This window comes from Pseudoclavibacter sp. RFBI5 (assembly GCF_002931395.1).
Classification (GTDB): domain Bacteria; phylum Actinomycetota; class Actinomycetes; order Actinomycetales; family Microbacteriaceae; genus Pseudoclavibacter.
This window is the reverse complement of the sequence record NZ_PSYA01000013.1, coordinates 240587-265485: the sequence shown is the minus strand read 5'-3', so window position 1 is coordinate 265485 and position 24899 is coordinate 240587. Positions and strand designations below refer to the sequence as shown.

The 24899-nt window shown below is 69.2% G+C and carries 27 protein-coding genes; 12 read left to right on the top strand and 15 right to left on the bottom strand.

Going from position 1 to position 24899, the window contains the following annotated elements; translation table 11 throughout:
- Nucleotide 1: 1 nt before the first annotated feature.
- Genes C5E06_RS16840 through C5E06_RS16830 form a run of 3 tightly spaced genes read right to left on the bottom strand, consistent with a single transcriptional unit; the run spans nt 2 to nt 2716 of the window.
- Nucleotides 2-1585: a hypothetical protein gene (locus tag C5E06_RS16840; RefSeq protein WP_104307620.1), complete on the bottom strand. Its 1584-nt coding sequence runs from the start codon at nt 1583-1585 to the stop codon at nt 2-4.
- Nucleotides 1585-2403 (bottom strand): hypothetical protein, encoded by an 819-nt coding sequence (locus C5E06_RS16835; protein ID WP_104307619.1) that lies wholly within the window; start codon nt 2401-2403, stop codon nt 1585-1587. Before C5E06_RS16835 ends, C5E06_RS16840 begins: the two co-directional genes overlap by 1 nt.
- A gap of 19 nt (nt 2404-2422) precedes the next feature.
- A complete protein-coding gene (locus tag C5E06_RS16830; protein ID WP_104243463.1) occupies nt 2423-2716 on the bottom strand; it encodes a hypothetical protein in 294 nt (97 codons plus the stop codon).
- 317 nt (nt 2717-3033) lie between these two features.
- Between C5E06_RS16830 and C5E06_RS16825 the strand changes: the two genes are divergently transcribed.
- The 3 genes from C5E06_RS16825 to C5E06_RS16815 are packed head-to-tail and all read left to right on the top strand — an operon-like array spanning nt 3034 to nt 5725.
- On the top strand, nt 3034-3564 hold the full coding sequence (locus tag C5E06_RS16825) for a hypothetical protein (protein ID WP_146081411.1): 531 nt from the start codon (nt 3034-3036) through the stop codon (nt 3562-3564).
- The gene (locus tag C5E06_RS16820) at nt 3561-4748 is read left to right on the top strand and encodes a M23 family metallopeptidase (RefSeq protein ID WP_104307617.1); all 1188 of its coding nucleotides are present in this window, start codon (nt 3561-3563) and stop codon (nt 4746-4748) included. Before C5E06_RS16825 ends, C5E06_RS16820 begins: the two co-directional genes overlap by 4 nt.
- Nucleotides 4749-4786: 38 nt before the next feature.
- Complete coding sequence (locus tag C5E06_RS16815) at nt 4787-5725, top strand: FHA domain-containing protein (RefSeq protein WP_104300464.1); 939 nt, start codon at nt 4787-4789, stop codon at nt 5723-5725.
- Nucleotides 5726-5750: 25 nt separating this feature from the next.
- On the opposite strand, the gene C5E06_RS16810 is transcribed toward C5E06_RS16815, so the two are convergent.
- The 3 genes from C5E06_RS16810 to C5E06_RS16800 all read right to left on the bottom strand — a co-directional run bounded on the left by C5E06_RS16810 (nt 5751) and on the right by C5E06_RS16800 (nt 6567).
- Entirely contained in the window at nt 5751-6014 is a 264-nt protein-coding gene (locus C5E06_RS16810) for a glutaredoxin family protein (protein ID WP_104300462.1), read from the bottom strand.
- Nucleotides 6015-6149: 135 nt separating this feature from the next.
- The gene (locus tag C5E06_RS16805; protein WP_082775156.1) at nt 6150-6248 is read right to left on the bottom strand and encodes a 30S ribosomal protein bS22; all 99 of its coding nucleotides are present in this window, start codon (nt 6246-6248) and stop codon (nt 6150-6152) included.
- 106 nt (nt 6249-6354) lie between these two features.
- Nucleotides 6355-6567: a helix-turn-helix domain-containing protein gene (locus C5E06_RS16800; protein WP_104243471.1), complete on the bottom strand. Its 213-nt coding sequence runs from the start codon at nt 6565-6567 to the stop codon at nt 6355-6357.
- Between the two features lie 210 nt (nt 6568-6777).
- Between C5E06_RS16800 and C5E06_RS16795 the strand changes: the two genes are divergently transcribed.
- Together C5E06_RS16795 and C5E06_RS16790 are read left to right on the top strand one after the other, a co-directional pair.
- Entirely contained in the window at nt 6778-8235 is a 1458-nt protein-coding gene (locus C5E06_RS16795; protein WP_104307615.1) for a TrkH family potassium uptake protein, read from the top strand.
- Nucleotides 8228-8896, top strand: coding sequence for a TrkA family potassium uptake protein (locus C5E06_RS16790; protein ID WP_068478414.1), 669 nt, complete (start codon nt 8228-8230; stop codon nt 8894-8896). The genes C5E06_RS16795 and C5E06_RS16790 overlap by 8 nt, the downstream gene beginning before the upstream one ends.
- Here C5E06_RS16790 and C5E06_RS16785 read toward each other — a convergent pair.
- Nucleotides 8889-9905: an Lrp/AsnC family transcriptional regulator gene (locus tag C5E06_RS16785; RefSeq protein ID WP_181063016.1), complete on the bottom strand. Its 1017-nt coding sequence runs from the start codon at nt 9903-9905 to the stop codon at nt 8889-8891. The genes C5E06_RS16790 and C5E06_RS16785 overlap by 8 nt on opposite strands.
- 109 nt (nt 9906-10014) lie before the next feature.
- Between C5E06_RS16785 and C5E06_RS16780 the strand changes: the two genes are divergently transcribed.
- Nucleotides 10015-11586 (top strand): AbgT family transporter, encoded by a 1572-nt coding sequence (locus C5E06_RS16780; protein ID WP_104243477.1) that lies wholly within the window; start codon nt 10015-10017, stop codon nt 11584-11586.
- Between the two features lie 62 nt (nt 11587-11648).
- Complete coding sequence (locus tag C5E06_RS16775; protein WP_181063014.1) at nt 11649-12860, top strand: M20 family metallopeptidase; 1212 nt, start codon at nt 11649-11651, stop codon at nt 12858-12860.
- Between the two features lie 111 nt (nt 12861-12971).
- Here C5E06_RS16775 and C5E06_RS16770 read toward each other — a convergent pair whose 3' ends face one another.
- From C5E06_RS16770 to proC, 3 genes are all read right to left on the bottom strand, one after another.
- On the bottom strand, nt 12972-14165 hold the full coding sequence (locus tag C5E06_RS16770) for a CPBP family intramembrane glutamic endopeptidase (protein WP_104307612.1): 1194 nt from the start codon (nt 14163-14165) through the stop codon (nt 12972-12974).
- Nucleotides 14166-14268: 103 nt separating this feature from the next.
- The gene (locus C5E06_RS16765; protein WP_104243483.1) at nt 14269-15822 is read right to left on the bottom strand and encodes a DnaJ domain-containing protein; all 1554 of its coding nucleotides are present in this window, start codon (nt 15820-15822) and stop codon (nt 14269-14271) included.
- 91 nt (nt 15823-15913) lie between these two features.
- Nucleotides 15914-16753 carry a pyrroline-5-carboxylate reductase gene (proC, locus tag C5E06_RS16760; RefSeq protein ID WP_104307611.1) on the bottom strand — a complete coding sequence of 280 codons (840 nt, stop codon included), beginning with the start codon at nt 16751-16753 and terminating at the stop codon, nt 15914-15916.
- A gap of 215 nt (nt 16754-16968) precedes the next feature.
- On the opposite strand from proC, the gene C5E06_RS16755 reads away from it, so the two are divergent.
- Entirely contained in the window at nt 16969-17268 is a 300-nt protein-coding gene (locus C5E06_RS16755) for a hypothetical protein (RefSeq protein ID WP_146080122.1), read from the top strand.
- Nucleotides 17269-17289: 21 nt separating this feature from the next.
- Here the strand turns inward: C5E06_RS16755 and C5E06_RS16750 are convergent, their stop codons facing one another.
- Nucleotides 17290-17751, bottom strand: a complete 462-nt coding sequence (locus C5E06_RS16750; RefSeq protein ID WP_374953243.1) for a nucleoside deaminase — start codon at nt 17749-17751, stop codon at nt 17290-17292.
- An 81-nt stretch (nt 17752-17832) separates the two neighbouring features.
- On the opposite strand from C5E06_RS16750, the gene upp reads away from it, so the two are divergent.
- From upp to C5E06_RS16725, 4 genes are all read left to right on the top strand, one after another.
- Nucleotides 17833-18468, top strand: coding sequence for a uracil phosphoribosyltransferase (upp, locus tag C5E06_RS16745; RefSeq protein WP_104243489.1), 636 nt, complete (start codon nt 17833-17835; stop codon nt 18466-18468).
- A gap of 385 nt (nt 18469-18853) precedes the next feature.
- Nucleotides 18854-19549, top strand: a complete 696-nt coding sequence (locus tag C5E06_RS16735) for a winged helix-turn-helix domain-containing protein (protein ID WP_104243493.1) — start codon at nt 18854-18856, stop codon at nt 19547-19549.
- Nucleotides 19550-19709: 160 nt separating this feature from the next.
- Nucleotides 19710-20174, top strand: a complete 465-nt coding sequence (locus tag C5E06_RS16730; protein WP_104243495.1) for a MarR family winged helix-turn-helix transcriptional regulator — start codon at nt 19710-19712, stop codon at nt 20172-20174.
- The gene (locus C5E06_RS16725) at nt 20158-20490 is read left to right on the top strand and encodes a helix-turn-helix transcriptional regulator (RefSeq protein ID WP_181058082.1); all 333 of its coding nucleotides are present in this window, start codon (nt 20158-20160) and stop codon (nt 20488-20490) included. Before C5E06_RS16730 ends, C5E06_RS16725 begins: the two co-directional genes overlap by 17 nt.
- A gap of 78 nt (nt 20491-20568) precedes the next feature.
- On the opposite strand, the gene C5E06_RS16720 is transcribed toward C5E06_RS16725, so the two are convergent.
- Genes C5E06_RS16720 through C5E06_RS16705 form a run of 4 tightly spaced genes read right to left on the bottom strand, consistent with a single transcriptional unit; the run spans nt 20569 to nt 24836 of the window.
- The gene (locus C5E06_RS16720; protein WP_104300446.1) at nt 20569-21684 is read right to left on the bottom strand and encodes a bifunctional 2-methylcitrate synthase/citrate synthase; all 1116 of its coding nucleotides are present in this window, start codon (nt 21682-21684) and stop codon (nt 20569-20571) included.
- A 40-nt stretch (nt 21685-21724) separates the two neighbouring features.
- Complete coding sequence (prpB, locus tag C5E06_RS16715; RefSeq protein ID WP_104307610.1) at nt 21725-22624, bottom strand: methylisocitrate lyase; 900 nt, start codon at nt 22622-22624, stop codon at nt 21725-21727.
- Nucleotides 22624-24159, bottom strand: a complete 1536-nt coding sequence (locus C5E06_RS16710; protein ID WP_104307609.1) for an MmgE/PrpD family protein — start codon at nt 24157-24159, stop codon at nt 22624-22626. The genes prpB and C5E06_RS16710 overlap by 1 nt, the downstream gene beginning before the upstream one ends.
- On the bottom strand, nt 24156-24836 hold the full coding sequence (locus tag C5E06_RS16705) for a GntR family transcriptional regulator (RefSeq protein WP_104307608.1): 681 nt from the start codon (nt 24834-24836) through the stop codon (nt 24156-24158). The genes C5E06_RS16710 and C5E06_RS16705 overlap by 4 nt, the downstream gene beginning before the upstream one ends.
- Nucleotides 24837-24899: the final 63 nt, after the last annotated feature.

The window sequence follows — 24899 nt, the reverse complement described above, 5'->3', positions numbered from 1 at the left end:
GCTATCGACCACCGCTCGGGTCCTCTCCTGTTGTCCGTTCTGCGACCGCGATCGCGGCGTCAGTGCCGTACTGGACGGCTTTCTTCAACGGTTGAACGCCTGCGATCGCTGCCGCGACGTAGGGCCCAGCGAGGGCCTTGCCTGCTCCCGCTGCGGCTGCCGCACCGCCGGAGGCAGTACCCGTCGACGCGGCTGCGCGTGTGCTCCCCGGCGATGCCGCAGATGTTCCCGCCGCAGCGGGCACCGCCCGCGGGCTCGGTCCTGAGCCGCGCGACGCAGGGCCGCCGCCTGTCGAGGCACGCCCTCCGCCGCGCGGGACGCTGCTCCCCTGGGGTGCTGAGGCCGGCCTCGGTCGTGCGCCCTCTGGCACCCGATCCGCGACCGAGGTGGCGATCGCGGCACCGCCCCCACTCGAGACGATCGCGCCCACCATGGGAGTGACGAATCGCATGAGCGCGGGGAGCGCGACGATGGCGAGCACGAGGATCACGATCCCCGTGTAGGTGGTCAGCACGGCGCCGCTCTCGGCGCTCGGGGCCGCCCCGGTCATGCGAAATCCGGCGGCGTAGACGATCGCCGCGGCTGGCTTGTAGAGGATGAAGGCGGTGAGCCAGGCGAGGCAGCGCTGGAACCAGCCCCGGCCGAGCTCGGTGTTCGTCGCCGAGGCCGCCAGCGGGAGGATTCCGGCGAGGATCACGAGCATCCCCCCTCGCACGATCATGAGGAGCACCTGGACGACGGAAACGAGGCCGACGATGACCCCGATGAAGAGGCCGTTCACGACCCCGGAGAACGCGGCGGGACCGGCAGTCCCGCCTGCTGCGCCGGCGACACCGGCGATCGAGGTTCCGAGCATCACACCGACGTTGTCCTTGAAGCAGTTCGGTGTTCCGTCGAGGTCGCATTCGAGCGACTCGTCGATGATCCAGGTCGAGAACGAATCGCCGGCACGGACGAGCAGCCACACGATCGTGAGGCCGACGCTGGCGACGACCACCAGTGTGAGGAGGCTCTTCAGCAGCTCCTGCCCTGGCCTCGCGCGCTGCTCCCAGGCCATGCGAGCACCGCCGATCATGACCGACACGATCGCGCAGACCCCAGCCAGCCACCACGTCGACGACTGCAGGAACGTCGCAGTGTTGGTCGCCGCCGCTGGGGCCGTGGGGATGAGGGCCGACACGAGCGACGAAGCTCCCGCGATGAGCACCCCGCCAGCGAGCACCGCGAACAAGCGTCCGTGGAAGGGGACGCCGTCGCCTGAGCGGATGCGCAGCCCCACCATGACGGCCAGGAAGACGAGTCCGATGACCGCGACGGTGCCCGAGATCCAGCTCACGTAGCCGAGGACGGTCCCGAGGTGGGTCTCGATGTCGCCCGTCGGCGCTGCCGGCGCCGTGCCAGAGGGCGCGCCGGTCGTGCCGAGGTCGGGCGTCGGGACGTCGACCCACATCGTGCCGAGAGTCGAGAGCTGCTCGGCCATCCACTCGTTGATGTCGTTCTGGAGGGCTTCCCGTGTTCGAGTCCACACCGTCGAGGCGATCTCCTTGGAGTAGCACTCGAAGTCCATGAGTCCGCAGTCGGCCATCAGGCGCTCCATCTCACGTAGCCGCCGACGTCGCCAAGCGACTGCAGGCGCACCGGAGCAGGCTCATCGCTCGGAATGCGCCAGTCGCCGTCGACCCAGACGAGGTCGATGACGGCGGCGATGAAGCTGGTCGTCCCGTCGACGCTCACACGCTGGGCGACGTCGACGCGCGCGGTGCCACCGTCGAACGCAAGCAACCGGTAGCCCACGATCTGGAGTCGCACGCCGGAGCCTCCCGAGCCCGAATCGGCGAGCAAGGACTCCCGATGCTGGCCTGCGGCGAGTGCGTAGTCGAGGAGCGGCGCTCGAAGCGCGGGAGTGTTCGACTGCACGAGAAAGTTCGCGGCGGCGAACAGCGCCCCCTCGGCTGAACGTTGGAAGCAGTATCCGAAGCCGTCCTCGTGCAATGCCGCCGGGCCCGCTTCCGGTGAGCTCGGTGCCAGGTTGACGTCGACGTCGCGCCAGCTGGTCGCCGGTGCGATCAGGAGCTGCCTGTCGGCGGGAGGCGGTGAGGTCTGCTCCGGTTCGCGCAGCCCGCAGCTGCTCGGCGAGGCGGCCGCGACCACGCCGGCTTCACCGGGCCCGGGCTCGGGACCCGCAGGCGTGGCACCCGCCGAAGCGGATGCCCGCTGGCCGTCGCCCACCGTCATCTCGCCTCCGGATGTGCCGCCACCGAAGGCGGCTTGGATGGAGACCACGACGCCGGCCACGACAAGCAGGGCGACGCCCAGCGCGGCGACGATGAACCCTGGCCGGCTCCCGGAGGAAGCCCTCCGGCGCTGCGCTGACCGCCGTTGGAACGATCCGCCGCTCGGCATGATGCTCGCCCTCCCCGCATCAGACGAAGAAGCCGACGAGGCTGGTCGCCGCCGAGATGATGATGACGCCGCCAAGCGCCATGCCGATCTTCCCCGCGTGCTCGCCGCCCTCGCCTCTGCGTGACTGGATCGCCATCATCGTGCCGGCCGCGATGAGGCCCAGGACGCACACGGCGAGACCGATCCACTTCACCCAGCCGAGCAGCGTCGTGAGCCCCTCGGTGCCTGGAGGCTGCACGGGGTCGGGGTCGGGGAGCGTCGTGAGGTGCGCTGATGCGTCGAGCAGCAGGTCGGTGAGTGCGGCGATCGTCATGGTCGGTGGTCTCCTGTCGAGATGAACGCGGGAACGCGCGATGAAGGGCAGCCCCGCTCACGGCGGGCTCGAGCCGTCGCCGGGCAGTCGAACCGCGAGCGCTCGAGTCAGCTCGCCGTGGACCCACCGGGGACATGAGCCGGCAGGTCGACGACCTCAGACGGTTCGTCGGCGTGTGCACCGGCTCGGTACAGGAATGGACTCTACGCACGGTCGAGGGGGCTGCGAGGAGTTATCCACAGCCACGATCTGGGGCCTCCCGAGCCACCTAGATTGGTCCTCGCCGCAGCCGGTCTGCGGCGAGAAGGGGGTGCTCCATGCGCCGAAGAATCGCTGTCGCCGGGCTTGCCGCCATGGCCCTCGGTGTGAGCGCAGGCGTGAGCGGCTGCTCGCCCGCCGAGGTACCGAGGCACGCTCCAGCCACCGCTCCAGCTTCGCCATCGGTGCCGACGCAGCTCGCCCGCGGACCGCAGGATGAGCACGTCGACACGCACCTCCCTGGGCCGTCTCCGACGCACGACGAGGCCTCGGATGCGGAGGCTCTGGCCGTCGCATCTGCCGCCATGGAGGCCTACCTCAGCCGCAAGACCCAACGACGCGCCTGGCTCGAAGCGCTGGAACCGCATCTCACGGCGTCGGCGATGGCCGCGCTGAGCTCGGTCGACCCTGCCACCATCCCCGGAGCCTCCCTGACCGCCGCGACGCACCTCGAGCGCCACACGAGCGGGTACCTGGCTCACGTCACCGCACCGACCGAGTCGGGCTCCTACCGCCTGCTGCTCGTGCGCGATGGCAGCTCCGGGCCCTGGCTCGTCGCCGAGATCACGGCCAAGGAGTCGAGCTCGTGAGCACCCGGAACGGCCTCTGGTGGGGCGTTGCGATCGCGGTCCTGCTCACTCCAGGTCTGCTGCTCGGCGCGCTCGTGGTCGCGGCCATCGCGAGCACCGCGCTCGTGGGTGTGGCCGCCTGCGCGACGCCCGACTTCCCGTTGCCGGGCGTCTTCTCCGACGATGGACCCGAGGCGAAGTCGAGCGTGGGCGTGGAGGCCGAGCCGACTGCCGCGGCAGCGCTCGAGGTGAGCACCATGATCGGCGCAGATGAGGTCGAGTTCGCCGGCGCGCAGCTGTCGAATGCGGCCCATATCCTGCTGGCGGGCCGCGCGGCTGGACTCGGCACGCGCGATCAGGTCATCGGCGTCATGACCGCGATCGGCGAATCGACACTGCTGGTCATCGACCACGGCGACGAGGCTGGCCCTGATTCACGTGGCCTGTTCCAGCAGCGCGACAACGGCGCATGGGGCAGCTACTCCGACAGGATGGACCCGCGCATCAGCGCGGACCACTTCTTCGCAGCACTGCTCGCGGTGACCGAGCGAGACGCGCTCACCCCCTCCGAGGCAGCTCACCGCGTGCAGGGCAACGCTGATCCGGCGCACTACTCGAAGTACTGGCAGGCAGCCGTCGCAGTCAGCGAGACGATCAGCGCGTCCAGCACGGGCCTCGGCGACGGAGCACTCGCTTCCGGTGCCAGCGCGATCGGCTCGGATGGCGATGGATGCGGCGCGGCGGGAGCAGGAGCAGCCACCCCTGACGGCGGCAGCCGCACGGCGGTGAGCCCGGGCGGCTGGGCAGCTCCCGGTCTGGGCGGCATCACCGACACGTTCGGCAACAGGTTCCACCCGACCGACCTCGAGTGGCGGATGCACAACGGCATCGACCTCGCCGCCGGCGGCTGCGGGGGCCAGATCTGGGCCGCGCAGTCGGGCACCGTCATCGAGGCCGAACCGGACAGCTCCGGCAACGGGACGATCGTCGTCGACCACGGCGGGGGGCTCATCACCAAGTACCTGCACATGGAGGCGGACGGCTACCTCGTCGGGGTCGGAGCCACGATCGCGGCGGGGCAGCAGATCGGCATCACCGGCACCAGCGGGCAGTCGACCGGCTGCCACCTCCACTTCGAGGTGGTCGTCGACGGCAGTCGCGTCGATCCCCTCCCGTTCCTGGCGTCCCGCGGGGTGAGCTTCTGATGGCGAGGAGGCGACGGCCCGACCCAGTGGAGCCCGGCATGGCGGTGCCCCGCTGGCCGCGGATCACCGCGCGGCTCGGAGTCGAGGGCCAGGGGGAGCTGTCCTGGAACTCCGTGGTGCACCGGATCTCCGCGTCGGATCGCGAAGCGGCACGCGCCGACATCGTCGCGCGGTGCACGCGCATCGCGCAGACGATCGCACGCCCCGTCCGACTCGAGCTGCACGAGCGCGACCGGATGCGTGCGCTGGTGGTGCATCCGTCTGGCGCCGCTGAGCCCGGAGACGCCGAGGACGGGCCAGGCCGCACCGAGCCGGACCTGCCAGCGCCGGTGGTGGTGACCGGCACGTGTCGCGCGTGCGGCTGCACCTCGAGCGCCGCCGAGACGCGGTGCCAGGAGTGCGGCGCCCTGGAACCGCTGAGTCGCAGCGCCGAGACTTCGACCAGAGCAGCGAGGGCGGTTCCCGCGGAGGACGGTGCGGGCGAGCGTCGACGGACCGGCAGACGCGAGCTCCGTCGAGAAGCGCCGCTGCCACAGCCACAGCCACAGCCGCTCGCACCATCGCCCACGCTCTCCCGAAGATCCCGAGAGAGATCCAGGCAGCAGGGGGCGGGTCGCGCGTCTGCGCGACCGCTGCCGTCGCCCCGAGCCCTCGTCATCGAGTTCGACGACAGCTCACGCGCGGTCCTCTCGGGCAGCGCGGCGCTGGGCCGCAACCCGTCGCCCGTCGACGGCCGCATCCCGGTTCGCGTCGACAGCCGAGACAGCACGGTCTCCCGCACCCACGCGCTCGTCGACGTCGACCACGCGGGCCGCATCCTCGTCACCGACTACCACTCGACACACGGCGTGCACCTCAGCGGGAGACGCACCTCGACGTTCGAGCCGGGCGTCGTCTACCGCGTCCCCGACGGCGCGCAGCTGCGGCTCGGCGACGTCCTCTGCCGGGTGAGCACCGAGACCGCCGGCGCTCGCTGAGTGCCCTGGCAGCGACCGGCAGCTCCTACGTGCGGGACGCAGCCGCGAGCGCGACATCCAGCCGCTGGGCCTCCACGAACCACTGCGAATGCTGCACCCCGTCGACGAGGACGACCGGGATGAGCTCGCCGTACTGCCGCTGCAGGGCCTCATCGTCGAGGATGCTGAGCACCGACAGCGCGGCGCCGTGACGGGCCGTCACCTCCCGCACCACCGGCTCAGCCTGCTCGCACAGGTGACAGCCCGGCTTGCCCAGGAAGGTGACCTTCGGAACGCGCGCATCCGTCATGCCTCGAGTCTCGCAGACGAGTGCCCCGAGACGGCAGGCGCGCAGGTCACCGCCGGTCGAGCACTCGACCGGCGAACCGGCGCCTTAACGCAGAAAACGCCTGACCCGAGGGCCCGGCGCTCTGCGTCGTCGCGACTACTTCTTGTTGCGACGCTGGTGGCGAGTCTTGCGAAGCAGCTTGCGGTGCTTCTTCTTCGCCATGCGCTTGCGGCGCTTCTTGACTACTGAACCCATAGGAACATCCTTTATCTACAAGTACGAGGTGTGCGCAGCGGTGGGCTGCGGCATCGCTCGCGTCAGCTTACACGTCACCTGCCGGTAACCCTGTGTCCAGCGGAACTCAGGCAGTGTGCTGGTCGAGCTCATCTCCGCGGCCGGACTGCTTGATGGCCTCGGAGACCGCCGACTCCGGCACCCGGAACGAGCGGCCGAAGCGCACCGCGGGAAGTTCACCGGAGTGCACGAGTCGGTACACCGTCATCTTCGAGACCCGCATGAGTTCTGCCACCTCGGCAACGGTCAGGAACCGCACATCAGACAGGTCGTTTGCCATGTGTTGCAGCTCCAAGGTGACAGATGATCCGCGCGTTACGGAAGTGAAGTGAGTGTCAATTGAACACCTTATGGCCCAGAGCACTGCAGAAACAAGGTCCAGAGCGAATCATGCGGTGCCACGGATTCGCGATTCCACCCGCGAGGAGTAGCATGACCGACGCCTCGCGCACGCGCGGCGTCGTCGACGGTGCAGTGAATTGGGGATGGGATGCGCACTCCGCGGGCCTCGAGCATCCCCGCACCCGTGGACACGGATGGGCTGCTGCGGCGCATCGTCGCGGCCGTCGGCCGGAAGATCGACGACTTCGCCCACCACACGCCGTCCCGGTTCGCGGTCATCATCTTCACGAGCATCATCCTGCTCTGGACGACGATCTACATGCTGCCGATCTCCTCGGCCGACGGAACCATGACTCCGTTCCACGAGGCGCTCTTCACCGCCGTCTCCACGATCTGCGTCACGGGCCTCTCCGTGGTCGACATGGCCACCCACTGGTCGGGCTTCGGCCACTTCATGGTGTGGCTCGGCATGCAGGTCGGAGCCATCGGAGTGCTGACGCTCGCGAGCATCATGGGCGCGATCGTCACGCGGCGCCTCGGACTGCGGCAGAAGCTCGTCGCGGCGAGCGACAGCAACGCGCTGCGCACGCACGCCGGCCCCGTCTCCGAGTCGCAGGCGGTGAAGCTGGGCGACATCGGCGGGATCCTCGCGACCGTCGCGATCTCGCTCGTCATCATCGAGACGATCATCGCGATGCTCATCATCCCTCGCCTCCTGATCGCGGGCGAGCCGCTCTGGGACGCGATCCTCGACGGCTTCTTCTGGGCGACGTCGGCGTTCACCAACACGGGGTTCATGCCGACGAGCAGCGGCATAGCGCCCTTCGCGACGGATGTGTGGATGCTCACGTGCCTCGCGACGGCCGTCTTCCTCGGCAGCCTCGGCTTCCCCGTCATCTTCGCTCTCACTCGCTGGGTGAAGACGAAGCAGCGCATCTCGGTGCACGTGAAGCTGACCCTCTCGACGACCGTGCTGCTCTTCGTGCTCGGCGCGGTCGCGATCTACTTCCTCGAGGGCGACAACCCCCAGACGATCGGCGCGCAGGACCCATGGTTCCGGCCGGTGACCTCTGGCTTCATGTCTGCCATGACCCGCTCCGGCGGCTTCTCCACGATCGACCTCGCCGACGCCGACCCCGCCACCATGCTCGCCATGCAGATGCTCATGTTCGTGGGTGGCGGCAGCGCGTCCACGGCGGGTGGCATCAAGGTGACGACGCTCGCGATCCTCTTCCTCGCGGCCTTCGCCGAGGCGAAGGGCGTCAACGACATCCAGGCGTTCGGCCGCCGCATCCCGAACGATGTGCTGCGCCTCGCCGTCAGCGTGACGCTCTGGGGGGCGACGATCGTGGCGGTCTCCTCGATCTCCCTCATGCACTTCGCCTCGGTGCCCTTCGACGAGGCGATCTTCGAGGCGATCAGCGCATTCGCCACCTGCGGCCTCTCGACGGGGCTCACCGGGGACCTGCCAGAGCAGGGCGCGTACATTCTCTCCATCACCATGTGGCTCGGCCGCGTGGGCACGGTCACCATGGCCGCCGCGCTCGCTTCCAGCGAGCACAAGCAGCTGTTCAGGCTGCCCGAAGAAAGGATCATCGTTGGGTGAGCCGATTCCACACAATGCGCCGGTGCTCGTCATCGGCCTCGGCCGGTTCGGCGCTGCGACCGCGGGCCAGCTGCAGCGTCAGGGCCGCGAGGTGCTCGCGGTCGACACCGACGAGGGACTCGTCCAGAAGTGGGCGGAGCGGGTGACGCATGCCGTGCAGGCGGATGCACGGAACATCGAAGCCCTGCGGCAGATCGGCGCGCACGAGTTCGCCGTCGCCGTCGTCGCCGTCGGCACGTCGCTCGAGTCGAGCGTGCTCGTCACGGCGAACCTCTCCGACCTGAAGGTGCCGCAGATCTGGGCGAAGGCGATGTCGGCGACACACGGCAAGATCCTGGGACGCATCGGCGCGCACCACGTCATCTACCCGGAGCGGGAGGCTGGCGAGCGCATCGCGCACCTGCTCTCGGGGCGCATGCTCGACTTCATCCAGTTCGATGACGACTTCGTGCTCGTGAAGCTCTACCCGCCGAAGGCGATCCGGGGCGTCCCCCTCATGGAGTCCGGCGTTCGCACGAAGTACCGGGTGACGGTCGTCGGGGTGAAGAGCCCGGGCAAGCCCTTCACCTACGCGATGGCGGACACGGTGGTCTCGAACCACGACCTCGTGATCGTGTCCGGCTCGGCCTCCGATGTGGAGCGCTTCGCGGCGCTCACGTAACCGCCCCGGCGACCCACGGCACGTGACCGGTCCTGCGCTGCTCGCTGTCGAAGACGTGCCCCATGCGCTTGCTGTAGTGGAGCATGATGCTGCGCTCGACGACGCGCACGTCACCGTCCTGCACGATCTGCATCTCCACGTCCGGCGCCTCTGCGAGTGAGCTCAGCCAGACGATGGCGTACAGGTTGGCGCTGCCTCCCGCGAGCGCCGCGCAGGCACGCACCGACTGGCGCTGGCTGATGCGGACTGCGGCGCTGTAGAGGCGGCCGGCCGGCACGACCATCCACAGCACGAGCGAATAGGGCCAGCGTGGCTGCTCGAGCTGCACGTCGATGCGCTGCACGATGTGTCCGGACCGCACGGCGCGGTGCACGAACCTCCTGGCGTGAGCTTCCGAGACGCCGAGTGCCGATGCCAGCTCGCTGCTCGGCGCTCGGCCGTCGCGCTCAAGGACGCTGATCGCCGTCGCGAGCGCGGGACTCGGCGAAGGGGCCGAGGAGCCGCCATCGCGAGCCTCGACAGTTCGCGGGGCTCCGCCGAGCCCCGAGCGCCAGTGCGAGCCATCGAGGAACATGCGAGTCACGAGCATGGAGCGCATCCGCACGACGTCGCCGCGAGAGGTGAGACCCACTCGGAGGAAGCGTCGAAGCTCCTGCACGTTCGGCACGAGCACGGTCAGCATGAGGTCGTGATCTCCCGTGATGCCGGCGATGGTGACGACGCGCGGATGCGAGACGAGCGCCTCGACGACCGTCTCGACGGTCCCCGGCCGACACTGCACGGCGATGATGGCCGTCACCACTCCGGAGTTCCATCCGACGTGCGTCGTGACCCACGCGGAGTCCGCCGCGTGCAGTCGCTCCCAACGGCGCCGAGCCGTGGGCGCGCTGACGCCGAGGGACTTCCCGATCTGCGCCCACGGCGCGCGGGGGTCCTCCTGCATGACGTCGATGAGCGCCAGGTCCGTTTCGGACAACGCGGGTGCGACTTCAACCGGCTCAAGATCCATATCGAACATCTTGGACCCAATTCCAACTCAGAACAGCCGTCGTAACAGGACCGTAAAGCAGAATCTCAACACTCAGGACAACGAAGTCCCCTCGAACATCGGAGTGCACATGCCTCGGACTGACACCACGGAGCTCACGCTCGCGGAGGCGCCAGGACTCAGCGGAAGGATGCTGCGCGGCGTTGAGCGCGTCGGCAACCGCCTCCCGCATCCGTTCTACCTCTTCCTCATCCTCGCCGGCCTCGTCGCCGTCGCATCCGCCATCGCCGCGGGCCTCGGCGCGACGACGCTCGACCCGGCCACCGACGAGATCGTGCCGATCCAGAGCATCCTGTCACCGGATGGCCTCGTGTACGCGGTCTCGAGCGCGATCGAGAACTTCGTCACGTTCCCGCCGTTCGGCCTCATCATCACCGTCATGCTGGGCATCGGCGTCGCCGAGCGCACCGGCCTCCTGAGCACCTTCATGCGAGCGACGGTGCTCTCGGCCCCGAAGTGGTCGGTGACCTTCGTCGTCGTGTTCGTGAGCCTCATGGGCAACCTCGCCTCCGACTCGGCCATGGTGATCCTCCCCCCACTCGCAGCGGCGGCGTTCCTCGCCGCGGGCAGGCACCCGCTCGCAGGCTTCATCACCTCCTACGCCGCCGTCGTGGCCGGGTTCAGCGCCAACATCGTGCCAGCCGGCACGGACGTGCTCATGTCGGGAATCACGACGAGCGCCGCGCAGATCGTCGACCCTGGCGCCGAGGTGTCCGTGGTCGCGAACTACTACTTCTTCGCGACCTCGACGGTCATCCTCTCCGTGGTCATCACGTTCGTCTGCCAGCGCTTCCTCGAGCCGAAGCTCGGCACCTTCGTGCCCAACACCGACGCTCTGCCGAGCGCACTCACGCCTGACGCCGACCCGCAGCCCGTGACCGCCAGGGAGCGGCGCGCGCTCCTGGTCGCCGCGGTCGCGATCGTCACCTACCTGGCCATCCTGGCGACGCTCCTGCTGCTGCCCGGCTCCGCGCTGCAGGGCGAGGGCGGCGAGATCCTCCGCTCCCCGTTCATGTCGAGCATCCCGATCTTCATCCTGCTCATGTTCCTCATCGGCGGGGTCAGCTACGGCATCGCCTCCGGCACGCTCACGACCTGGGGGCAGGTGCCGAGCATGATGACGGACGCGGTGAAGGAGCTCGTCCCGTTCATCGTCGTCATCTTCACGGCCGCTCAGGCCATCGCATGGTTCTCCTGGTCGAAGCTCGGCCTCCTCATCGCGACGGGCGGCGCCACCGCGATGGAGGCGACGGGGCTCGGCGGCATCGGCGGCCTGATGATCTTCAGCGTCTTCGTCTTCCTCCCCGCGCTGCTCCTCGCCAGCGGCTCCGCACTGTGGACGCTCCTCGCACCCATCTTCGTGCCGATGTTCATGCTCAACGGCGTCGACCCCGCCTACGTGCAGGCTGCGTTCCGCATCACGGACTCCGCGTCGAACCCGCTCGTGCCGATGAACCCGATGCTGCCCGTGGTGCTCGGCCTCATGCAGAAGTGGGCGCCGAAGGGAGGCCTCGGCACCCTGTTCAGCCTCGTCATGCCGTTCACGATCGCGATCTGGGGCGTCTGGCTCCTGCAGCTCCTCGTGTGGGGCATCTTCGACCTGCCGGTCGGCCCCGGACACAGCCTCATGATGGGCGGCTGATGCCGACCGACCGCAGCCGATCTCCCAGAACCCCGATCCCACCCAGTGGAGGAACACCGCATATGAACACCAGCACAAGCATCCGAACGGACAACGTCCCCGCCATCGTCGACGAGCTGAGCGCGCAGCTGCCAGCGCGACTGCCCCTGCTGGTCGACGTCGCCGCCGACCTGCACGCGAACCCCGAGATCCGCTTCACCGAGGTGCACGCCGCAGCGAGGCTCACGTCCGAGCTCGAGTTGGCGGGTTTCGCCCTCGAGCGTGGCTTCGCCGGCCTCGACACGGCCTTCGTGGGCCGCTGGTCGACCCCGGATGCGGGTGAGGACACCCCCACGATCGCCGTGTTCTGCGAGTACGACGCCCTCGAGGGCATCGGGCACGCGTGCGGCCACAACATCATCGCGGCGAGCGGACTCGGCGCGGGCATCCTGCTCAAGGACGCCCTGACCGCCGCCCCCGGCACTCCCGCCCACGTCGTCGTGATCGGCAGCCCCGGCGAGGAGGGTGCGGCAGGAAAGGTGCCCATGATCGAGGGCGGCGTGCTGGACGGCATCGACCTCGCGATCATGGTGCACCCGGGGGCCACCAACACCGTGGGCGGCTCCACGCTCTCCCGAGTGGCACTCGACGTCACGTTCACGGGGCGCGCCAGCCACGCTGCGGCGAGCCCCGAGACGGGCATCAACGCGCTCGACGCCTCCACGCTGTCGCTGACCGCCATCGGGCTGCTCCGCCAGCAGCTCACGGACGACGCCCGAGTGCACGCCATCGTCACGGATGGCGGCCAGGCGCCCAACATCATCCCGGAGCGCACGGCGCTGCGGATCTTCATCCGCGCGGCCGAGCGCGACCACCTGCTCGAGAACGTCGTGCCGAGGGTCCGCGCCTGCTTCGAGGGGGCCGCGATCGCAACCGGGTGCACGGTGCTGATCGAGGAGAACACGCCCGCCTACTACTCGCTCATCTCGAACCCCGTGCTGGCGGACATCGCCCATTCGGCCTTCGATCGCCTGGGCCGTGAAGTGGGCGAGGAGCCCATAACGGGCTCCACCGACATGGGCAACGTCAGCCACGTCGTGCCGTCGATCCACCCGATGATCCAGCTCATCCCGGACGGAGTTGCGCACACGCGCGAGTTCGCGGCAGCCGCGGGCGGCCCGAACGCCGCTGCGACCATCGCGGACGGCGCGGCCATGCTCGCCGCGACTGCACTCGCCGTGTTCCGCGAACCGAGCCTCGCGGTCGAGGCGAAAGCGGCGTTCGACGCACGCTGACCGATCCTGCGGCGGGCCCCCGACACTGCTGCGACGAAGCCCCTCGGATGGACACTGGGTCCATCTCGAGGGGCTTCGTCGCGCCCAGCCAGTCGAGCAGAGCGGCGGGCGCTACTCGCGTCCCCGGTTCGTATCGGCTGGCGGCGCCCAGTCCGACTGCTGCTGACCGTGGTTCGGCGCCTGTCCGTCGCGCTGCGGCGGTGCCTGGCCGGCTGCGTCGCCGTAGGTCTGCATCGGCTGCTGCGCGGCCTGCTGGGCGAGCTGCGCCTGCTGCTGCGCGTAGAGCTCGTAGGCGGCGCGCGCCGCTTCCTCCTTGCGCTGCTTGGCGGTCACGAGCGGCGCAGTCGTCGTCTCGACGTCTTCCTTCTTGGCACGCCAGATGACAAACGCCGCGACGATCGCGAGGAACGCGGCAGGGAGGAGCATGATCGGGCCACCCGCACCCTCCGAGCGGTCGATGCCCTCGCTGAGCTGCCCCGTGAGCACGGAGGGGATGAACAGCATGACGTTGTTGGCCGCGTGGATGAGCACGGCGCTCTCGAGCCCACCCGTGTACTTGACGGTGACCGACATGATGACGCCGAAGAAGAAGTAGTACCCGATGAGCCACCAGTCGCCAGCCCCGTGGGCGAGGCAGAACAGCGTCGCGGAGACCGCGGTGCCGATGATGAAGGAGAGCTGCGGTGAGGCGAACCAGGAGCCGGCCGCGCGCTGGAAGCCGCCGCGCGCCACGTACTCTTCCGACGCGGCCTGGAAGGGCGTCGTCAGCAGCACGAACACGAGCATGAGCATCGCCGTGCCGTCGATGTTGACCTCGGCTGGCTCGAGCAGGAACAGCCCAGCCGAGTAGACCGCGAAGACCGGGACGATGACCAGGGCGAGCTTGCGGAACCACGCCCACCGGAAGCGGCCCGTGACCGACGAGATGGTGCCCGGCCGGACGCCGAAGAGCATCCGCTGGCCGAGGTACGCCAGCGGGAGGAGCGCCGCGAGCGCCAGGTTGTTCGTCACGAAGATCGCGGGTGTCATGGGGACGATGCCGCTCTCGACGGCGTCCATGAGCTGCTGCTGGCTGATCTCCCCGGTCAATGTCGAGATCAGGATCCCGAGACCGCCGATGGTCATGGAGCTGATGAAGAAGCCGACGACGAGGAACGCGATGAAGAGGAGCCCCCTCCACCATCCCTTGCCGCGGCCGATCGGGCTCAGCGCATGGTCGTACGTGAGTCTGCTGCTGCCGGTCGCGGGTTGCTCGGTGAGCGGTGCACTGCCGGTCGGGGTCGGAGTCATGCCGTGGTTGCTCATGCTTCGACGCTACCGACGAGCGGATGCCCGGGGATCAGCCGCACGATTGATTCCTCATCCGGTCTCTCCGCTGCGCGAGGGAGGCGCCCGGGGTGCGGCTACGTCAGCGCTTGTGGGCGACGAGGTCGCGCAGGAGCAGCCGGTCGACACGGTTGCCGTCGCCGGCCAGCCAGTCGCCGACCTCGCGCAGCAGCGATTCCGTGGTGGCGAGCCTGACTCGCTGCCAGGTGAGCGCGTTGTCGACCTCGAGCGCCCCCTCACGTTCCGCGACGACCGTCATCCACCCCCGAACCACCGACATCTCGCCGAACAGCTCGTGGAATCGCTCGACGGCGTGCGGGAACTCCGCCGCGGGCGAGGAGAAGGCGACGCCGTTGTGCGTGAGCTCGCCGTCTGCCGAGATGCCGTAGGTGCCCGGCGCCCAGAGCTCGTCGTTGATGAGCGCCACGCGGCGGCCGCTGATCACGGCGTGCGCGATCGATCCGGTGCCCTGGCCTGGAACCCGGAGGCCATGCACGATGCGCACGCCTGGGATGCGGAGGAGCTGGGCGAGGGGCTCGCCGACCGAGCGCTGCGCGAGGAATGCCCGCATGGGGTTCGTGCCGCCCGCGGTTCCGCCGGCGTCCATCGCCGTCTGGCCTGGTTCACCCCAGACTCGCCTGCCGTCACCCGCCGGGGGCGCGGACTCGTTGGCGAGCTGGACGAGGAGTCGTTCGCGGGTCACCGCGACGCGGCGCTGCGTGAGGCCGGACCAGGCGAAGTAGCCGGACACTGCAGCTGCGAGGTAGATGGCGGCCTGCACGAGCAGGCTCGCGAACGCCGGGTTCTGCATGCCTGCAGTCGTCGCGAACAGGGACATGACACCGAGCGTCGCCGACAGCACGCCAGCGACGACGGCCACCACGAGCGTCACGAGCCACAGCACGAGAGCCCAGCGCTGGGCTCGGACACGCAGTCGCAAGGTCAGCCAAGCCGCGCTGACCGCCACGTAGGCGAGCACCGCGGGCCACATGGTCGGCTCCTCCCCTGGCCCGAACGTGGGAACCGTGAGGCGCACGAACGACGCGTCGATCAGGAGCAGGAGCGCACCGATGACGACGATCGCAGCGTGAATCGAGACCGCCATCAGCTCACGGCGCGTGTACGGACGCTTCGCGGCGACCGCAGGCGGCCAGTAGGCGGGCTGCTCGGGCCAGCGCGTGCGGAACCACGCCATGCGCCGCACGTCGAAGACCTGCGCGGGGATGCGCGACGGCGGCGGTGCGTCCCGCGTCGCCGGCTCTGCGTGGGCGCTGCGACGAGGGGCGGAGGCGGCCGAGTCCCGCTTCGTGCTGGCGCGAGGGGGCGTGCGGAATCGCCCGCCGCCACCGGCTGAGCGCCTGCTCGTCGGAGCCCATTGCGCGCGCTGCTGGGTGCGGACATGACGCGAGCCGCCACCGGCGAGCCACGCATCGTGCTCCCGCCGCGTCGTCTCGTCGGTCAGTACCTCGACCGCCAGTCGCACCCTGACGAAGTCGTCGGAGCTGCCGCCGAGGTCGGGGTGGGACTCTCGCTGCCTCGCACGCCCGACGCGACGGACCTCTTCGAGGGACGCCGTTCTGGAGACGCCGAGCACGAGGTAGAGGTCTTCTGTGAAGACGTGCCGTCGACCGCTCATGGCCGTCCCTCCCGCTCCTGGTTCAAGTGCCCAAGCCTACGCAGTGATCGCCTCGTCGCCCGTCGCCGTGCGGGCGAGCGCGAGTGTGGACTCAGGAGTTCTCTGCGGCCAGCTCAGCGGATCGGCGCCGGTTCGCGTCGAACGCACGCTCGAAGAGGCCGGCGAGGTCGGCGTCCTGCAGCACCGCGACGGAGCGCTCGGTTGTTCCCTTGGGGCTCGTCACCCGCCGACGCAGCTCGGACGGCTCGGTCTCGGGATCGCGGACGACCATGCCGACTGCGCCCTCGAACGTCCCGACGACCAGCTGCCGCGCGAGCTCCTCGTCGAAGCCGAGGCGCCTGGTCGCCTCGAGGTACTGCTCGATGAGCAGGAACACGTGCGCTGGCCCCGAACCGGAGACCGCGGCAAGCGCATCGATGCGGTCCTCGTCGATGATGGCCACCCTGCCGACGCTCTCGAAGAGCGCGACGGCGACCGCGAGCGCGGCCTCGCCTGTCGAGTCGTTCGCCGCGAGGCCCGTGACGCCGAGACCGATGCTCGCGGGCGTGTTCGGCATCGAGCGAACGATCTGCGCGCCGTCGGGAAGCCGTGCCGCCAGGCTCTCGAGACGCACGCCTGCCGCCACGGAGATGACAACCGCGTCCGGCTTGAGCGCCGGCGCGATCTCGTCGAGCAGCTCGCCGATCAGGTAGGGCTTGACGCCGAGGACGACGACGTCAGCTTCTTCGACCGCGGCGAGGTTCGCACGCGCATCGGACTCGAGCGCCGTCGTCGTGACCCGGTCGTCGCTCTCGCCTGCCGCCGCCGATGCCGCGGACCTCGTCGTGACGTGGACCCGTGCCCCTTCGCCGAGGGGCGCATCCAGCAGCCCGCGCAGGATCGCGCCGTTCATGTTGCCGCCGCCGAGGAACGCATAGGTGAGTGCCGTCATACCGGGATTGTACGGATGCACCACCGACATTCGCCCGCCGTGCGCCCTCGCGCGCCGCCTCCCCGCTGCCCGAGGACAGGGTCGGTCGAAGCCGCGTCGGCGTCGCGACTGTACGGATGCACCATGAAGGACGCCGCGATGCAGCACCTGCTCTGAGACGCGCCAAGGTGGCCTCGGTATGCTGGCCGTTACTCGTCACCGTCGAAGGGGAACTCGTGCCGAATCAGGAACTCGCCGCTCACATTCGCGAACTGCTGCTCGAAAACGTGCACGTGGGCGAGGTGCTCCAGGTGCGCAGCGTGGAAGTCGATGACCGCGTGACGCTCGTGGGAGTCCGCGTCTCGGTGCTGAACCTGCCGCAGGTGCTCGATCTGCCTCCCGTCCTCGCTCAGCTCCGCGCGCTCGTGCGCGAGGCCGCCCCGCACGCGGAGTCGATCTTCGTCGAGCCCGACGTGACCGAGCGACACAACGTGCACGTGAGCACCGAGTCGATCGTCATCCGCTCCGTCGATTGACCAGCGCGAGCGCCGGAGCGCTCAGTCCCGAAAGAACCCGCGTACGAGCGCCGCGCATTCCGCTTCGCGCACCCCCGCGATGACCACAGCACGCTCGGGGAGCCTCCGGTCGCGCACGAGGTCGTAGCGCGAGCCGACGGCGCCGGCCTTGTCGTCCCAGGCGCCGTAGACGAGCGTGCCGACCCTCGAGGAGAGGATCGCCCCAGCGCACATGGCGCAGGGCTCGAGCGTGACGACGAGCGTGCATCCGTCGAGGCGCCAGACACCGAGGCGCTCGGCCGCGCGGCGGATCGCCACCACCTCCGCGTGCCCCGTCGGGTCCCCGGTCAGCTCCCGCTCGTTGTGCGCCGTGGCGATGACCTGGCCCGCAGCGTCGGTGACGACCGCACCGATGGGCACGTCGGCGCTCGCGAGCGCCAGCTCGGCCTCACCGAGAGCGATTCCCATGAGCTCGTGCAGGCGCTCGTCGACGTGGAGTGACACGCCGCCCATCTTCCCATCACGGCCACGATCTCATCGACCGGATGTCACCGGGACGCCTCCAGCATCGTTACTCTGTATTTCATGCGCCTGCACGTAGCCGACCACCCGCTCATCACCCACAAGCTCTCGGTGCTGCGGGACGAGAAGACCTCGTCGCAGCAGTTCCGCTCGCTGGTCGAAGAGCTGGTGACCCTCCTCAGCTACGAGGCAACCCGCGACGTCCGCACCGAGTCGTACGAGCTGCAGACCCCGGTCGCGAAGACCACTGGCCTGCGCATGACGGACCCCGTTCCTCTGGTCGTCCCGATCATCCGCGCGGGCCTCGGCATGCTCGACGGGTTCCTGAAGCTCGTCCCCAACGTCGAGGTCGGCTTCCTCGGCATGCGCCGCAACGAGGAGACGCTGCAGCCGGAGACCTACGCCAAGCGCCTCCCGGAGAACCTCGCGAACCGCCAGTGCTTCGCCCTCGACCCGATGCTGGCGACAGGCGGTTCACTTGTCGCCGCGATCGACTTCCTGTTCGACGCGGGGGCAGTCGACGTCACGGCCATCTGCATCGTCGCATCCCCGGAAGGCATCGAGAAGATGCGTGAGGCGTTCGCCGACAAGAACGTCACGGTGGTCGTCGGAGCCCTCGACGAGGGGCTGAACGAGGACGGCTTCATCGTGCCGGGACTCGGCGATGCGGGCGATCGCCTCTACGGCGTCGCGGAATAAACTTCGCGTCATCTGTTGACATGTGCCGTCACGGGGAAAGATACTGGCGGCATGACGAACATCTCGCGACCCCTGACCGCCATTTCGGCGACGGGAACCGCTGGCATGATGATGCCCAGCAGCGTGATGTGCTGTCGAATGTGCCGCTGACTCCGGAACTCACCCTCCGTCGAGTCGCCGCATTTCCCGCCCCCTTCTCTCATGACGGCCCGTCCCATGGAGAAGGAGCCCTGCGCCCCTTGGGCCAGCGTGGTCGCGCTGCTCTCTGCACCCGACCGCATCCCGCCGAGGCTCCAGCCCCTCGGCACCGTCCGCGAACCGTCGCGGGCAGCACCCGCCCGCAGGTGGGTGCCATGAGCATCATCACCTCGAAGGACTTCCTCCCATGTCGCTTGCTACCGACTTCCGCCGCCCTCGCACCCTGAATGCCGTGACCCAGATCCCAGAAACTCCTCGCCCCGCCTATGTCCAGGCGGTCCCCGCCGCGCCTGAAGCGCGCGGCTTCGTCCTCTACGTCGGTCTCGACGAAGCGAAGGCCAACCTCGACGGGACGACGCTCACCGAGCTCGTCGAAGCGCTCAAGCGCGTCACCGCCGAAGTCGCCCCGCACGCCGAGACGCATGCAGCCGTCGCGCTGGCTCCGAAGGGCGCCGGCGGTCGCGATGTCGACGTCGTCCGCCTCGCACTGCAGGACCCTCAGGCGCTCGCTGCCCGCGGGGTCGAGGAGGACCACCTGCCGGACTCCGCTGAGGGGGTCACGATCGACACGACTCGCAAGCGCGTGAGCGTCTCCGGTGAGAACGCGGGCCTCACCTACAAGGAGTTCGAGCTCCTCCAGGCGCTGGTGCTGCGCGAGGGACGCACCGTCGACCGCACCGAGATCATCGACATCCTGTGGCGCGACAGCGACGAGGAGCGCCCGAACGAGCGCACCATCGACGTGCACGTCCGCCGCCTCCGCTCCAAGCTCGGTGCCTACGGAGACATCGTCCGCACGGTCCGCGGCACCGGCTACCGCTTCGACCGTCACGCCGACGTCGAGGTGCTCTACCCGAACGCACAGTCACCCGACCGCCTCTGATCGGCCTGGCCCCATCCCCCGCCGGGACCGGGCCTCTGCGCCGCATTGCGGCGAGTGGATGCGGCCTCTCGCGCCGCGTGGTCGCGCCGGATTCCGTCGCCTGATGTACTGGCCAGTACACTGCAACGGAAGCTGACGAGACGACGAAGCTGGAGGCCGGATGCCGACGACGAGCAACCCAGTGGAGGCTTGGGAGTCCCTCTTCCGAGCCCAGGTCTCGATAATGCGGGAGCTCCGCAGCGAGTTCTCGAGCAATTCCATGTCGATGAACGAGTACGACGTGCTCTTCAACGTCGTGCGGGAGCCGCAGGGACGCATCCGGCTCCGCGACCTGAACCGCAACGTGCTGATCACGCAGTCCTCGGTGTCGAGGCTCGTCGATCGGCTGGTGCAGCGCGGGTTCCTCGTGAAGATCGACGACCGGCTCGACCTGCGATCGACGCTCATCGAGGTCACGACGGAGGGCCGCGCCGAGTTCACTCGTGCGGCGCGCACGCACATGCGCAACATCCAGGAGCGGATGACCAGCTCGCTCGACGCGGACGAGCTCCGCACCCTGCAGCACCTCTGCACGAAGCTCCGAGTCGGCCAGACGGGTGGTCGCGGGCGTGACTTCGGCGCCTGATTTCGCATGGGCCGGTGCTGCTTCCGCCGCACCGCTCGATGCGGCGACCGCCAACACGCTCGCCCACGGACTCCAGGTGCTCGCCGACCCGACGAGACTGCGCATCCTGTCTCTCGTGGCCGCGAATCCGGACCGTCCGACGACCGTGACGGAACTCGTCTCAGCGCTCGGATGCGCGCAGTCGACGGCCTCGCACCACCTGCGGATCCTCGTTGACGGCGGGTATCTCACCTACGAGCGCAGCGGCACATGGGGGCTGTATCGCCTCGAGGCGACGAAGCTCCAGGCGACCTCGGCAAGCATCCGTCCCCGCTGAGCCCGGCGCCGAGCCTCCCGAGAGGCGAGAGCCTCGAGACGCAGGCCGGGACGGGCCGATAGCCCCGCCCTGTCCGCCTCAGCCCTCGAGGTGGCGCTCGTCGACGCCGTTGTAGACGGCGAGCGGGCGGATGAGCGAGTTGGCTCCGGCCTGCTCCATGATGTGAGCCGTCCATCCCGTGATGCGCGCCGCAGCGAACAGGGGCGTGAAGGTCGGGGTGTCGAAGCCCATGAGGTGGTACACCGGACCCGCCGGATAGTCGAGGTTCGGCTTGATGCCCTTCCGCTCGCCGAAGCTCCGCTCGAGCGCCTCGGAGAGCTCGAGCAGGTCACGTCGGTCGTAGTGCTCGGCGAGGCTCTCGAGGGCGGCGTGCATGGTGGGAACGCGTGAGTCGCCGTTCTTGTACACGCGGTGCCCGAATCCCATGATCTTCTTCTTGTTCGCGAGCGCGTCATCGAGCCAGGCCTCGACGTTGGCCGCGTCGCCGATCTCCGCGAACGTGTGCATGACCGCTTCGTTCGCGCCACCGTGCAGGGCGCCCTTGAGCGCGCCGATCGCGCCCACGACCGCCGAGTAGAGGTCTGCCGTGGTCGACGTGATGACGCGTGCCGTGAACGTGGAGGCGTTGAAGGAGTGCTCGGCGTACAGCACCATCGAGACGCGGAAGGCATCGACGACCTCGGGGGCGGCCTCCTCCCCGAACGTCATCCAGAGGAAGTTCTGCGAGTAGTCGAGGTCGTCGCGAGGCTCGACGAGCTCCAGGCCGTGCCTGCGGCGCTGGTCGTAAGCCACGATCGCGGGGAGCGCAGCGAAGAGGGCCTTCGCCTTCGCGAGCTCCGCCTCGGGCGACGGGTCGTCCGCGTCTGGGTCATTGGCGCCGATGACGCTCACGGCCGTCCGCACGACGTCCATGGGATGCGCCGTGACGGGCAGGACATCGATGATGGAGCGCACGTTGTCGGCGAGCGCCCGGCCCGAGCGCTCCTGCGCTACGAACTCGGCGAGTTCCGCCTCGCTCGGCAGCTCGCCTCCCCACAGCAGCAGAGCGACCTCCTCGAAGCTCTTCTGCGCCGCGAGCTCCTGCACCGGGTAGCCGCGGTAGAGCAGGGAGTTGGTCTCCGGGTTGACCTTCGAGATGGCGCTGTAGTCGACGGGCACCCCTGCGAGGCCCTTGTAGATCTCCTGCTCAGTCATCGTTGACCTGCCCTTCCTTGTGTGCCGAACGCTGCTGTCGTCAGCGCTTGACGGTGAAATTGAACACTCCGCTGTCGAAGTGGTTATACCCCTCGTAGTCGACAAGCTCGTACAGCTCCGCGCGGTGCTGCATCTCGTCGAGCTTTCCCGTGAGCGTTCCGTGGCTGATGAGCTCGTCGAGCGCCCCGGCCGTCGCGCCCATCGAGATGCGGAGGGTCGAGACGGGCCAGATGACGAGGTTCATGCCGACGTCGGCGAGCTGCTGCACCGTGAAGAGCTCGCTCTTGCCGAACTCCGTCATGTTGGCGAGCAGCGGCACGTCGACGGCCGCGCGCATGGCCGCGAACTCCTCGAGCGATGCCATCGCCTCAGGGAAGATGGCGTCGGCGCCCGCGTCGACGAGCTTCCTGGCGCGGTCGATGGATGCGTCGAGCCCGTCGACGGCGCGGATGTCGGTGCGGGCCATGACGAGGAAGTTGGGGTCTCGCCGCGCATCCACGGCCGCCCTGATGCGCTTGAGCGCCGTCTCCTCGTCGACGACCTGCTTGCCGTCGAGGTGCCCGCAGCGCTTCGGGTTGACCTGGTCTTCGATGTGCATGCCCGCGAGGCCGGCGTCTTCGAGTTCCTGCACGGTGCGGGCGACGTTCATGGGCTCCCCGAAGCCCGTGTCGGCGTCGATGATGGCCGGCAGCTCCGTCATGCGGGCGATCTGCCTGCCACGCCCTGCGACCTCGCTGAGCGTCGTGAGCCCGATGTCGGGCAGGCCGAGGTCGGCGGAGAGCACGGCTCCGGAGATGTAGACGCCTTCGAAGCCCTTCTGCTCGATGAGGCGAGCCGAGAGCGGGTTGAAGGCGCCAGGGAAGCGCAGCAGCTCCCCGCTGGCGAGACTCGCTCGGAACGCCGCGCGCTTCTCTGCGGGGCTGGTCTTGGCGTACAGCATCAGAAGATCCCTCCGCCTTCGTTGAACTCGATGACGCCGGGCGACGCGACGAAGCCGAGCTGGCCCAGCTCACCTGGGGCGAGCTCGGGGAGCCGCTGCACGGTGTCGAGGAAGCGCTCGATCTCGTGGTCCTCGACGACTTCTGCGGCGAGGGTGCGGAACTTGTGGATGTACTCGGCCCTCGCGAACGGCCGCGCACCGAGCGGATGCGCGTCGGCGACGGCGATCTCGTCACGGATGACGGTTCCGTCGGCGAGCAGGATCTCGACGCTCCCGCCGAACGCCTTCTCGGCGATGTCGAGCGAGTGGTAGCGGCGGGTCCACTCCGGGTCCTCCTCGGTCACGACGCGCTTCCACAGCTCGACGGTGTCGGGCCTGGCGGCTCGCTCCGGCGCGTAGGAGCCCACGTGGTGCCAGGCGCCGTCCTGCAGCGCGACGGTGAAGATGTAGGGGATCGAGTGGTCGAGGGTCTCGCGGCTGGCGGTCGGGTCGTACTTCTGCGGGTCGTTCGCGCCGGAGCCGATCACGAAGTGCGTGTGGTGGGAGGAGCGGATGAGGATGCGCTCGATGCGATCGGGCGCAGTCGCGAGCTGGGGGTGCTCGTTGTGCAGCTTGCGCGCGAGGTCGATCCAGGCCTGCGCCTGGTACTCGGCGGAGTGCTCCTTCGTGTAGCTGTCGAGGATCGCGAGCTTGGACTCTCCGGCGGCGGGGAGGGGCACCTGGTAGCGCGCATCCACACCTCCCAGGAGCCAGGCGATGACGCCGTCCTCGCCCTCGTAGATGGGGGTGGGGCTGGTCTGGCCGCGCATGGCACGGTCGACGGCCTCCACGGCCATCTTCCCCGCGAAGGCCGGCGCGTGCGCCTTCCAGGTCGAGATCTCGCCCTTGCGCGACTGACGTGTGGCCGTGGTCGTGTGCAGCGCCTGCCCGACGGCCTGGAAGATGGTCTCCGCGTCGAGCCCGAGGAGCGTCCCGATGCCGGCCGCCGCTGATGGGCCGAGGTGGGCGACGTGGTCGATCTTGTGCTTGTGCAGGCAGATGCCCTTGGCGAGGTCGATCTGGATCTCGTAGCCGGTCGCGATGCCGCGAACGACCTGCTCGCCGGAGATGGCTCGCTGGCCAGCGAGGTGCTGGGCGACCGCCAGGATCGGCGGGATGTTGTCGCCGGGGTGCGAGTACTCGGCGGCGAGGAACGTGTCGTGGTAGTCGAGCTCACGAACCGCGACGCCGTTCGCCCAGGCCGCCCATTCCGGTGAGGTTCGCTGCGCGTCTTCGAGCCCGAAGAGCGTCGAGCCGGCGCCGTGACGTGAGACGCCGTGCGCGAGTGCCTGGTCGCGGGCGGCGACGATGGGGGCTCTGGTGAGCGAGGCGGCCGCGACTGCGGCGTTGTCGATGACGCGGTTGATGACCATGTCGGTCACCTCGGCCTGGACGGGGACGGGATCGGCGGCGACCTCGGCGATCTTCCACGCCAGCTGGTCGCGGCGCTCGAGGTTCTCGTCGCTGCGGTGGACTCGGACGTCGTGGAGATTCACGTGTGGAGGATCCCTTCTGGAGGAGTTGGTCGTGGAGCGCTCGACTGCAGGGAGGAGAGCGCGGTCGTGAGGCTGCGGTGCAGGTGGACGTGGGTCGCGTGCGAGGCGAGGCGGGGGTCGCGGGCGAGGATCGCGTCGACGACGCTGAGGTGCTCGCTCGCGGCTTCCCGCAGGCGTTCGGGGTTGTGGCTCGCGAGCCTGCGCACTCGCGAGGAGTGGAGGCGGCACGATTCGAGCGCGACGCTGAGGTAGTCGCTTGCCGCGGCCTCGTCGATCGCCCGGTCGAGGGCGTCGACGAGCTCGAAGTAGTCGGCGATGCCGGCTTCGCCGAGCTCGAGAAGCTCTGGCGCGTGCAGCAGGCGGATCCGGATGGACTCGAACGGCCGCTCGTCTCGGCGCATCGCCGCGAGCGCGGCGGCCTGCGTCTCGAGCGCCTCCCGCAGCTCGTAGAGCTGGACGACACGTTCTGCGCTGATCTCGGAGACGAGCAGCACTCTCGGCGACTGGCTGCGCACGAGCCCGTCGGCGAGGAGTCTCGTGAATGCACCGCGGACCGGCGTGCGAGACACCTCGAGTCGACTGGCCTGCTCGACCTCGGTCAGCACCGTTCCGGGCGGGAGCGCGCCCGCGAGGATCTCCTCACGGAGCACCGCGTAGACCCGGTCACTGGCGAGCATGGAGTCCCCTCGTTTCGACACCCCTCAATGTATGCACAGTCAGCCCCTCGGGCAACGATTCTG